The 11,704-nt window shown below is 62.2% G+C and carries 9 protein-coding genes; 6 read left to right on the top strand and 3 right to left on the bottom strand.

Annotation, left to right across the window (positions count from 1 at the left end; all coding sequences use genetic code 11):
• Window positions 1-127: 127 nt before the first annotated feature.
• Window positions 128-1,363: a M20/M25/M40 family metallo-hydrolase gene (locus QRN61_RS27520; RefSeq protein ID WP_027611634.1), complete on the bottom strand. Its 1,236-nt coding sequence runs from the start codon at window positions 1,361-1,363 to the stop codon at window positions 128-130.
• Window positions 1,364-1,489: 126 nt separating this feature from the next.
• The gene (locus tag QRN61_RS27515; protein WP_096796510.1) at window positions 1,490-2,563 is read right to left on the bottom strand and encodes a diguanylate cyclase; all 1,074 of its coding nucleotides are present in this window, start codon (window positions 2,561-2,563) and stop codon (window positions 1,490-1,492) included.
• 190 nt (window positions 2,564-2,753) lie between these two features.
• Between QRN61_RS27515 and QRN61_RS27510 the strand changes: the two genes are divergently transcribed.
• From QRN61_RS27510 to hglS, 6 genes are all read left to right on the top strand, one after another.
• Complete coding sequence (locus tag QRN61_RS27510; RefSeq protein ID WP_285376433.1) at window positions 2,754-4,205, top strand: flavin-containing monooxygenase; 1,452 nt, start codon at window positions 2,754-2,756, stop codon at window positions 4,203-4,205.
• Window positions 4,206-4,226: 21 nt separating this feature from the next.
• A complete protein-coding gene (locus QRN61_RS27505; RefSeq protein ID WP_096796512.1) occupies window positions 4,227-5,153 on the top strand; it encodes an alpha/beta fold hydrolase in 927 nt (308 codons plus the stop codon).
• Window positions 5,154-5,327: 174 nt separating this feature from the next.
• Window positions 5,328-6,827, top strand: coding sequence for a glycolate oxidase subunit GlcD (gene glcD, locus QRN61_RS27500; protein ID WP_285376432.1), 1,500 nt, complete (start codon window positions 5,328-5,330; stop codon window positions 6,825-6,827).
• Window positions 6,827-7,876, top strand: a complete 1,050-nt coding sequence (glcE, locus tag QRN61_RS27495) for a glycolate oxidase subunit GlcE (protein ID WP_285376430.1) — start codon at window positions 6,827-6,829, stop codon at window positions 7,874-7,876. Before glcD ends, glcE begins: the two co-directional genes overlap by 1 nt.
• 2 nt (window positions 7,877-7,878) lie before the next feature.
• Window positions 7,879-9,099: a glycolate oxidase subunit GlcF gene (gene glcF / locus QRN61_RS27490; RefSeq protein WP_285376429.1), complete on the top strand. Its 1,221-nt coding sequence runs from the start codon at window positions 7,879-7,881 to the stop codon at window positions 9,097-9,099.
• An 88-nt stretch (window positions 9,100-9,187) separates the two neighbouring features.
• Window positions 9,188-10,567, top strand: coding sequence for a 2-oxoadipate dioxygenase/decarboxylase HglS (hglS, locus tag QRN61_RS27485; protein ID WP_285376428.1), 1,380 nt, complete (start codon window positions 9,188-9,190; stop codon window positions 10,565-10,567).
• A gap of 95 nt (window positions 10,568-10,662) precedes the next feature.
• On the opposite strand, the gene QRN61_RS27480 is transcribed toward hglS, so the two are convergent.
• Complete coding sequence (locus QRN61_RS27480; protein ID WP_285376426.1) at window positions 10,663-11,340, bottom strand: type 1 glutamine amidotransferase domain-containing protein; 678 nt, start codon at window positions 11,338-11,340, stop codon at window positions 10,663-10,665.
• Between the last annotated feature and the right edge of the window lie 364 nt (window positions 11,341-11,704).

The raw sequence follows: 11,704 nt of genomic DNA, 5'->3' as shown, positions 1-11,704 counted from the left end.
CTTCGCGAGCAAGCTCGCTCCCACAGTGGATCTTCAGTGAACACAGCATTGGTGTTCGGCACAGATCCATTGTGGGAGCGGGCTTGCTCGCGAAGGCGTCAGTTGCAGCACCGCCAATCCGAGGAAGTCAGCGCTTGGCCAGTTCCATGATCATCCGCGACAACAGATAGATCCGCGGCGCCACGCTCGCCACTTCGGCGTACTCCTCCGGCGTGTGGATATTGCCGCCGACAATCCCGAAACCGTCCAGCGTCGGCGTACCCACCCCGGCGGACAGGCTGGCATCCGCCGCGCCACCACTGCCCTCTTCGGTCAGCTTGCGGCCGATCTCGCCGTAAATCCCTTGCGCCATGGCCATCAAGCGATCCGACTCCGCCGTTTGCGGCATCGGTGGCAGTCCGCGTTTGAGGCTGGTGGTGACTTCGGTTTCAGCGATCAGCTTGTCCTGCGACACTCGCGCCAGGTCTTTCTCGATCCGGTCGAACTCTTCCGGCACCGCCGCACGCACGTCAGCCTTGGCGGTGGCGTGATCCGGGATCACGTTGGTGCGATCACCGGCCTGGAGCACGGTGAAGTTGATGGTGGTTTTCTTCGCTTCGTCGCCGAGTTTGCCCAGTTGCAGAATCTGGTGCGCCGCTTCCATCGCCGCGTTCCGCCCCAGTTCCGGCGCGACTCCGGCGTGCGCCGCCTTGCCTTTGACCTCGACCAGCGCCGTCGCGCTGCCTTTGCGCCACACCACTAGACCATCGGCCGGACGCCCCGGTTCGAGGTTGAGGGTCACGTCATGAGCCTTGGCGGTTTTCTTGATCAGGTCGGTGGCGACGTCGGAGCCGGTTTCCTCGCTGGCGTCGAGCAGGAAGGTGATTTGCGCATAGTCCTTGAAGTCGAGGTTCTTCAGAATTTTCAGCGCGTAGATCCCGGCGACGATGCCGCCCTTGTCGTCCATCACCCCGGGCCCGTAGGCGCGGCCGTCCTTGATGTGGAACGGGCGCTCGGCCGCGGAGCCTTCCTTGAACACCGTGTCCATGTGCGCCATCAAAAGGATTTTTGCCTTGCCGGTGCCTTTGAAGGTGGCCAGCACATGATTGGATTTTTCCGGGGTATTGGGCACCAGTTCGATGGTGGCGCCGAGCTTCTTCAGCTCATCGATGGCGATCTCGCTGACTTGTTTCAGGCCCGGTTCATAACCGGAACCGGAGTCGATGTTGACCAGCCGTTCCAGCAGTTTCAGGGCTTCGGGCTGATACTGCTCGGCATCCGCCAGCACTTGCTTGTGCGGTTCGGCGAAGGCGCTGGCGGAGCTGAGGACGAGGGACAGGCCGAGGCTGGCGGCCAGCAGCGAGCGGGAAAATGAGAACGTCATGAATCGATCCTTGTTTCGCGTCGGGGGGAATTGAACCGTACCTGACATCGACGCAAGGCTCTATACCGGATGCGACATCTCTGCGGCCGACACCGAACACCTGTAGGAGGAAATTGTGCCGGGCAGTCAGACCGAATCGAGCAGTTCCTGCTTCGGCAGATCATCACTGTTGCAGATCACCCGATTGCGCCCGCTCGCCTTGGCCTCGTACAGCGCCTGATCCGCATCATTGAGCCAACGGGTCGCGTCGCCGTGTGCCGGTTCGTAAGCCGCCAGACCAATGCTCAGACTGACCTTGAGCGCCGGGTTCTGCTCGTAACCCAAGGTGGCGAAACGCTCGCGCAAGGCTTCCATGGCCTGCGCGGCATTGAACAGCGGCAGGTCAGGCAGGATCACGCAAAACTCGTCGCCGCCATAGCGCCCGGCGACGTCCGCAGCGCGCAGGTTCTGCTTGAGCATTTTGCTCAACTGGCGCAGCACAATGTCACCCGCCACATGCCCGTAGGTGTCGTTGATCGCCTTGAAGTGATCAATGTCGATCAACGCGATCGCTGCGCCCTGCTGCTGCCGGCGGCAACGTTGAAAGGCGATTTCCAGTTGATCCTTCCACGCGCCGTGATTGAGCAGTCCGGTGAGGCTGTCGGTGCGACTCAGGGCCAGTAGCTCACGCTTGTGCAGGCCCAGCGTGTAGGCTTGGCGAAAGCAGATCCAGCCCAGCGCCAGCGGGTACAGCATCAGCAACGGCAGGCAGGCATAAAGCTGCAGAGGCGAAGTTTGCGGGATGAACGCCGGGGCGAAAACCACCAGGCCGACGCCGATACCGAGGATCTGCGCCGCCAGGCCTGCGGCGAGAAAACGTAATCCGCCGATGGCGACGTTATTCATCGCCATCATCGAAATGGTGGTGGCACTGGGCAGCGGATTGAACTGCATGGCGGCGACCCAGAAGCCGCCCATAAAGGCATCAACCAACAGATTGCGGTGTTCCGCATGGTAAGGAACGCTGGCACGACGGGCCCATTGAAACGCCAGGTGCGGCCAGAGCAGGCCATTGAACAGCATCAACGCCCAGACCCACAGCGGCGGGTCTAGCGGGTACATCGCCGCGCTCACGCACAACAGCCCCAGCACCAGCCCGAGGGTTCGCGATGTATAAAGCCTCCTGGCCAATGAAAGTCCCTTTCCCCCCTTGTTTCGCATAAGGGCCTCGACCACTCAACGGAACCTGCGCACACCGTCAGACGGATGTGCTGGAAGTCTAACAGGCAGCCGTTAAATAGCTATCACCGGCCAGCCGCTGAATACCGCGCCATCGCCGTCGCGCACAGGGCAAATTTTTAGCTATACCTGAAAGGACGAAAACGGAAAAACGACTATAAGAAGGAGGCCCATGCAGACCTACCGAGTGTTGATCATCGGCAGCGGATTTGGCGGCCAATGTGCGGCGGTCAATTTGCTCAAGGCCGGTATCGACGATTTTCGCCTGCTGGAAAGACGCGACTTCCTCGGCGGCACTTGGTGCCAGAACACCTACCCCGGCGCGGCGGTGGATGTGCCGTCGCCGCTGTATTCGCTGTCCTTCGCGCCGTACCGCTGGACGCAGATGTTCGCCGCCCAGGCTGAACTGCACCAATACACCGAACACGTCATCGAGCGCTTCGGCCTGCGCGAGCGCGTGGCGCTGCAAACCAACGTCGAACGCATCGCATGGGACGACGCCGAACAGCACTGGGCGGTGCACACCAGCAAAGGGATTTTCTACGCGCAGTTCGTGATCAACGCCTCCGGGCCGTTGAGCCAACCGGTGATCCCGCCCTTCCCCGGCCAGGATCGCTTTGAGGGCAAGACTTTTCATACCAACAATTGGGATCACAGCTACGACTACCGCGGTAAACGCGTGGCCATCGTCGGCAGCGGCGCCAGTGCCGCCCAGGTGATTCCGGCGATTGCCGCCGAAGTCGAGCAATTGCACGTGTTCCAGCGCACGCCGCATTGGGTGTTGCCGCGCGCCGATCGCACGTTCGGGCCTTTCCAGCGTTGGCTGCTGGGTGTCAAACCGGCTTACAAGCTGCTGCGCTGGCTGCTCTACTGGCAATTCGAAACCCGGGTTATCGCCTTCAAATATTCGAAACCGGCGATTCACCTGGTTCAGCGTCAGGCGCTGCGTTTTCTCAAGCAACAGGTGCCGGACCCGGTATTGCGCGCAAAACTCACCCCGGACTTCACCATCGGCTGCAAGCGCATTCTGCTGTCCAGCACCTATTACCCGGCGCTGACCCGGCCCAATGTCACGTTGCACAGCCGCGAACAAGGCATCACCGCGTTCGATGAAACCGGGATCACCACCACGGACGGCCAGCACATCGATGTCGATCTGATTATCTGGTCGACCGGCTACGACGCCACCGACGGTGTGGTCTCCTATCCGGTGACCGGCAGGCACGGCGTGCAGCTCAAGGACGTCTGGGCGCAGTACCCACGCGCCTACCTGGGCACCAGCCTGCCGGACTTTCCCAACCTGTTTATCGTCACCGGCCCCAACACCGGCATCGGGCATACCTCGGCGCTGTTCATCATCGAAGCGCAGATGAACTACATCCTCGACTGCATCCACACCCTGCAGTCAAAAGGCCTGCGCAGCATCGAAGTGCGCCCCGCAGCGGAACGTACCTACACTGCAATGATCCACCGTGAGATGGAACGCACGGTGTGGAAGTCCGGCGGCTGTCACAGTTGGTATCAGAGCAAGAGCGGTCATGTGATCGCGATATTTCCGGGCTTCAGTTTCAGCTACTACCGGTTGACCCGGACGCTGAAACCGGCTGACCACATTCTGTCCTGAACACGTAAAAGGAAGACGTCGATGCTTGTGCTGTTTGTCGCTCTCGCGGTTTTCGTGGCCTGGAGCTGGTTGAGTTATCCAGCGATCGGCCATTGGTTGTACGACCTGAGCACGGCGCTCGAGGCCAAGTTGTACAAGTTGCACAAAATCGAGGTGCCGATTGCCGAAATGACCGTCTCGACCTGGCAGGGTGGTCCCTATGAAGCAGCCAGCGCGATCCTGATGCTGCACGGCTACAGCGCCGAGAAGAATCTGTGGCTGCGCTTCGCCAGGCATTTTGTCCGCCAGTACCGGGTGATCATTCCGGACATCGCCGGTCATGGGGAAACCGGGTTCAAGGCCGGTGGCGGCTACGACATTGCGCTGCAGGCCAAGCGCATGATCCAGCTGCTGGACGTGTGCGGCGTGGAGAAGGTCCACGTGATCGGCAACTCGATGGGTGGCTACATCGCGGCATGGCTGGCAGCGACCTATCCGGAGCGGATTGCCTCGGTGGCGCTGATCGACCCGGCCGGTGTCACCGCGCCACAGGCCAGCGACATGGAGCGCCACCTCGCCCGTGGGCATAACCCGTTCCTGATCAACTCCCGGGAAGAGTTCCGCCAGTTTTATGCGATGACCATGGCCTCGCCGCCGTGGGTGCCCGGGCTGGTGCTGGACGCCATCGCCCAGCGATACGAACGCCAGCGTGATGAACTGGAAGAGATCTTCCGCGACTTTCGCGCCAGCCCACCCATGGAGCCGAAACTGGCCGAGATCAAATGCCCGGCGCTGCTGCTGTGGGGGCGCAAGGACCGCTTGATCGACGTCAGCAGCGTGCCGGTGTGGAGCAAGGGCATCGCCAATCTGCGGGTGGAAGTGTGGGACGGTGTCGGACACATGCCGATGGTCGAACAACCGGGGAATACCGCGCGGTTGTATCGGGAGTTTCTGGGCAATCAGCGATGAGTCCCACAACTATTTTTGTAGTGAGGGGATTTATCCCCGATGGGTTGCGCAGCAGCCCCAGTTCCAGCACTAAGCTGAATCAGACACACCGCATTCTCTGGGTTGGGGCTGCTGCGCAGCCATCGGGGATAAATCCCCTCACCACAGGTAATCACGTCCGCCGATGGGGTCGAAATGAACATTCTCTACGACGAACGCCTCGATGGCCCGCTACCGGAGGTGAACAAGGCCGAGTTGCTGAAAACCCTGCAGCGCGCCCTCCCGGATCTCGACCTGCTCTGGCGTGAAGACGAACTCAAGCCTTACGAATGCGACGGCCTCTCGGCCTATCGCACCACGCCGATGCTGGTCGCCCTGCCCCGGCGACTCGATCAGGTGCAGACCCTGCTCAAGCTCTGCCATCAACACAACGTGCCGGTGGTGGCCCGGGGTGCCGGCACCGGGTTGTCGGGCGGTGCGCTGCCGCTGGAAAAAGGTCTGTTGCTGGTCATGGCGCGCTTCAACAACATCCTGCACATCGACCCGGCGGCCCGTACCGCACGGGTTCAACCCGGAGTGCGCAATCTGGCGATTTCCCAGGCGGCCGCGCCGTTCGGTCTGTATTACGCGCCGGATCCGTCGTCGCAGATTGCCTGCTCGATCGGCGGCAACGTCGCGGAAAACGCCGGTGGCGTGCATTGCCTCAAGTACGGCCTGACCGTGCACAACCTGCTGAAAATCGAAGTGCTGAGCATCGAGGGCGAACGTCTGACGCTGGGCAGCGACGCCCTCGATGCGCCGGGTTTCGATTTGCTGGCGCTGTTTACCGGCTCCGAAGGATTGCTGGGAATCATCACCGAAGTTACGGTCAAATTGCTGCCCAAACCGCAGGTCGCCAAGGTCTTGCTGGCCAGTTTCGACTCGGTGGAAAAGGCTGGCCGCGCCGTGGCCGATATCATTGCCGCAGGGATCATTCCCGGGGGCCTGGAAATGATGGACAACCTGGCGATCCGCGCCGCTGAAGACTTCATTCACGCCGGTTACCCGGTTGATGCCGAGGCGATTCTGTTGTGCGAACTCGATGGCGTCGAAGCCGATGTCCACGACGATTGCCTGCGGGTGCGCGAGGTCATGCTCGAGGCCGGCGCCAGCGAAGTGCGGCAGGCCCGCGATGAAGCCGAGCGCGTGCGCTTCTGGGCCGGGCGCAAAAACGCCTTTCCGGCGATTGGCCGCTTGTCGCCGGACTACTACTGCATGGACGGCACCATCCCGCGCCGCGAGTTGCCCGGCGTGCTGCAAGGCATCGCCCGCCTCGGCGCCGAATACGGCTTGCGTGTGGCCAACGTGTTTCATGCCGGCGACGGCAACATGCACCCGCTGATTCTGTTCGACGCCAACCAGCCCGGCGAACTGCATCGCGCCGAAGCGTTAGGCGGGAAGATTCTCGAACTGTGCGTGCAGGTTGGCGGCAGCATCACCGGTGAACACGGGGTCGGCCGCGAGAAAATCAATCAGATGTGCGCGCAGTTCAACAGCGCTGAGCTGAGCCTGTTCCACGCGGTCAAAGCCGCGTTCGACCCGCAAGGCCTGCTCAACCCCGGCAAGAACATCCCCACCCTGCACCGCTGCGCCGAATTCGGCGCGATGCACATTCATGCCGGACAACTGCCATTCCCCGAACTGGAGCGTTTCTGATGGCTGATTTCGACGCCAGCAGCGCGCTGCTCGATCAGGTCAACCAGGCCCGGGCCAACGCCACGCCGCTGAAGATTCAGGGCGGCAACAGCAAGGCGTTTCTCGGCCGCGAAGTGGCCGGTGAAGTGCTCGACGTCCGCGCACATCGCGGCATCGTGCGCTATGAACCGACCGAGCTGGTAGTCAGCGTGCGCGCCGGTACGCCGTTGCGCGAGCTGCTCGCGGCGCTCGACGCGGCCGGGCAGATGCTGCCGTGCGAGCCGCCGGCCTTCGGTGAAGGCGCCACTGTCGGCGGGATGATCGCCAGCGGACTGTCCGGGCCACGGCGGCCATGGTCAGGTTCGGTGCGCGATTTTGTCCTCGGCACTCGGGTCATCACCGGGCTCGGCGAGCACCTGCGCTTCGGTGGCGAGGTGATGAAAAACGTTGCCGGCTACGACCTCTCGCGCCTGTTGACCGGCAGTTTTGGTTGTCTCGGGGTGCTCACCGAAGTGTCGCTGAAAGTCCTGCCGAAACCGCGTCAATGCCTGAGCATCCGCCTCGATATCGACTGCGCGCGGGCGCTGACCAGGTTGGCCGAGTGGGGCCAGCAACCGTTGCCGATCAGCGGCGCCTGCCATGACGGGCAAAGCCTGTATCTGCGCCTTGAGGGCGGCGAAGGCTCGGTCACCGCCGCGCATCAACGGCTCGGCGGCGAACCACTGGATTCGACGTTCTGGCGCGACCTGAACGAGCAACGCCTGAGCTTTTTCGACGAAGGCCTGCCGCTGTGGCGCCTGTCGCTGCCGAACAATCTCGGGCCGCAGGACTTGCCCGGCCAGCAGTTGCTCGACTGGGCCGGCGCGCAACGCTGGCTGAAATCCGATCACCAACACATTCAAATCCTCGCCCAGGAACTCGGCGGGCACGCCACCAGCTTTACCCATGGTGCCAGCGACACACCGTTCCAGCCGCTAGCCCCGACGCTCATGCGTTATCACCGGCAACTCAAGGCGCAACTCGACCCGCAAGGGCTGTTCAACCCCGGCCGGATGTACGCGGAGTTCTAGCCATGCAAACCACCCTCAGCGAAGAGTCCCGACAACTGCCGCGTGCGGCCGAGGCGGAAAAAATCCTCCGCACCTGCGTGCATTGCGGTTTTTGCAACGCCACCTGCCCGACTTATCAGTTGCTCGGCGATGAACTCGACGGGCCACGCGGACGCATCTATCTGATCAAGCAAGTGCTCGAAGGCGCGCCGGCCACCGCACAGACTCAGTTGCATCTGGATCGCTGCCTGTCCTGTCGCAACTGTGAAACCACCTGCCCTTCCGGTGTCGACTATCACAACCTGCTCGACATCGGCCGTGCGGTGGTCGATCAGGCGGTGCCGCGCCCCGCTGCCCAGCGCTTGTTACGCGAGGGCTTGCGTGCACTGGCGCCGAATCCCGGGGTGTTCAAGGGCTTGTTGCGGGTCGGCACGACGCTCCGGCCTTTGCTGCCGCGCCTGTTCGAAAGCAAATTGCCCCAGCGCTCGCCAGCGTCTGGCACACGCCCAGCGCCGCGCCATGCACGGCGGGTGCTGCTGCTCGAGGGTTGTGTGCAACCGGGCCTGTCGCCGAACACCAATGATGCGACGGCGCGGGTGCTCGATCGGTTGGGGATCAGCGTGACGCCGGTGGCCGAGGCCGGTTGCTGCGGCGCGCTGGACTATCACCTCGACGCCCAGGCCAAGGGCCTCGACCGCGCGCGGCAGAACATCGACGCGTGGTGGCCGCACCTGGAAAACGGCGCGGAAGCCATCGTGCAGACGGCCAGCGGTTGCGGCGCGTTCATCAAGGATTACGGGCATTTGCTGGCGCAGGATCCGCGCTATGCCGACAAGGCGCGGCAGATCAGCGAGCGGACGCTGGATCTGGTGCAGATCCTGGCCCGGGAGCCCCTGGAGAAACTGTGCGCCGCCAGCCAACGCCGGATCGCTGTGCATTGCCCCTGCACCTTGCAACATGCGCTGAAACTCGGCGGCGCGGTGGAGAAACTGTTGACCCGGCTGGGCTTCAACCTCACGGCGGTGCCGGACGGGCATTTGTGCTGTGGTTCGGCCGGCACCTATTCGCTGACCCAACCCACTCTCGCCCGACAACTGCGCGACAACCGCCTCAACGCCTTGGAAAGCGATCGCCCGGACCTGATCGTCACCTCCAACATCGGTTGCCAGAATCATCTGGCCGGCGCCGGGCGCACCCAGGTTTTGCACTGGATCGAACTGGTGGATCAGTCGTTGGCAGAATGAAGTTCGTAGGATTCTTCGTTTGCCGCCGCCAGCGAAGGCTGCGATCTTTTCCTCCATCCAAACCGTGACCGTGGCAGGAATTTTTTTCATGACCGTGCAGCCTTTCGTCAGCCCCGACCTGATCCGCCAACGCTTCTCCAAAGCGATGTCCGACATGTACCGCGAAGAAGTGCCGCTGTACGGCGCGCTGATGGAGCTGGTGGATCAGACCAACCGCGAAGTGCTGGCGGCTCAGCCGGACATCGCACGGCAGCTCGACAGCACCGGTGAAATCCAACGGCTGGACATGGAGCGCCACGGCGCCATCCGCGTCGGTACGGCCAAGGAGCTGGCGACCCTCGCCCGTTTGTTCGCGGTGATGGGCATGCAACCGGTGGGTTATTACGACCTGACCCCGGCGGGCGTGCCGGTGCACTCCACGGCGTTTCGCGCGGTGCATGAAGCGGCGCTGCAGGTCAGTCCGTTTCGGGTGTTCACTTCGTTGCTGCGTCTGGAACTGATCGAAGATCCCGAGCTGCGCGCGTTTGCTGAATCGGTACTGAATCAGCGTTCGATCTTTACCCCTACTGTCTTGCACCTGATCGAGCAGGCTGAGTCAGCGGGTGGGCTGAATGAGCCTGAAGCGGAGGAATTTGTCCTGCAGGCCCTGGAGACCTTTCGCTGGCACCACAGCGCAACCGTCACCGCCGCGCAGTACCAGACCCTCAGCGCTCAGCACCGTCTGATCGCCGATGTGGTGGCGTTCAAAGGCCCGCATATCAATCACCTGACCCCGCGCACACTGGACATCGACAGGGTTCAGGCGCAAATGCCGGTGCACGGCATCACCCCGAAAGCGGTAATCGAAGGGCCACCGCGCCGGCAATGTCCGATCCTGCTGCGCCAGACCAGTTTCAAGGCGCTGGATGAGCCGATCACTTTCACCGACCAGTACGACACCCGTGGCAGCCACAGCGCGCGTTTCGGCGAGATCGAACAACGCGGCGCGGCGCTGACGCCCAAGGGCCGGGCGCTGTATGACCGCCTGTTGAATGCCGCGCGCGATGAACTCGGTGACTTCCCCAACGAAGGCAACGCCGTACGCTACAACGCGCTGATGACCCAGCACTTTGGCGAATTTCCTGACAGCGTCGATGGCATGCGTGAACAGGGGCTGGCGTACTTTCGCTACTTCCCTACGGAAAAAGGCTTGGCGGCGGGTAGCCTTAAGTCGGCATCGCTGGAGGATTTGCTCCGCGAGGGCCACGTGAAAGCTCAACCGTTGGTGTACGAAGATTTCCTGCCGGTGAGTGCGGCGGGGATTTTTCAGTCGAACCTTGGGGATGCTGCACAGACGCACTATGGCGAGCACTCGAACCGCCAGGCATTCGAACAGGCGCTGGGGCGTGCGACCATTGATGAGCTGGGGCTGTATGCCGAGACGCAGCGGCGTTCGATCGAGGAGTGTCTGGCAGCGCTTTCGCGCTGAAAGATCAAAAGATCGCAGCCTGCGGCAGCTCCTACAGATGGAATGTGTTTCCCCCTGTAGGAGCTGCCGCAGGCTGCGATCCTTTGCTTTTGTTTCTAGCGCAAGCGTGACAACAACGCGAACGCCGTCTCCTCCGACGACGCCGGATTCTGCCCCGTCAGCAACAATCCATCTTCACGGGTGTAGCTCGACCAGTCCGCGCCTTTGGAGAAAATCCCGCCCTTGGCCTTGAGCTCATCCTCCACCAGAAACGGCACCACATCGGTCAGCCCTACCGCTTCCTCTTCACTGTTGGTAAACCCCGTCACCTGCTTACCCTTGACCAGCGGCTGACCGTCCGCACCTTTGGCATGGCGCAACACGCCGGGCGCATGGCACACCGCTGCGACTGGCTTGCCTCCGTTGTAAAACGCTTCGATCAGCGCAATCGAATGACGGTCTTCAGCCAGATCCCACAGCGGGCCGTGGCCGCCGGGATAGAACACGGCATCGAAATCCGCAGCCTTCACCGTGTCCAGTTTGACCGTGGAGGACAGTGCCGACTGGGCGGCGGAGTCTTTGCGAAAGCGATCGGTAGCGGCAGTCTGTGCGTCCGGCTCGTCACTCTTCGGATCCAGTGGTGGCTGGCCGCCCTTGGGCGAGGCCAGCGTCAGTTGCGCGCCGGCATCCTTGAACACGTAATACGGCGCGGCGAATTCTTCCAGCCAGAAGCCGGTTTTCTTACCGGTATCACCCAATTGATCGTGGGACGTTAAAACCATCAGGATTTTCATATCGTTCTCACTCGCTGTGGGGAAGGTGCAGACGCCGTCGGCGCGCTCGTGAGTGATTGACCGTCGCGCAGGGCGAATCGTCTCAAGCGCTCGACGCTGGCCCTTGGCCTTACTGCGCAACTTCTTGCGCACTTGTTCGGTGAAAAAGGCGATTTATCGCGCTGCAGGCCTTGACTGGCGTGGCTTACAGCTAAGTGCGCAACTTCTTGCGCAGTACTGCGCAAGAAGTTGCGCACTTTCCCTCTCGATTCAGCAAAAAACATCGGCCAAACCGCACGCCAGAGCCACTCCACCCCCGGCTGCCGGGACCTTCGGCAAACCTGGCACGCTCCTTGATAACAGTCAGGCACCCACCGGGCGATTT

The organism is Pseudomonas sp. lyk4-TYG-107 (genome assembly GCF_030209055.1).
GTDB lineage: Bacteria > Pseudomonadota > Gammaproteobacteria > Pseudomonadales > Pseudomonadaceae > Aquipseudomonas > Aquipseudomonas putida_A.
This window is presented reverse-complemented; position numbering and strand designations above follow the sequence as displayed.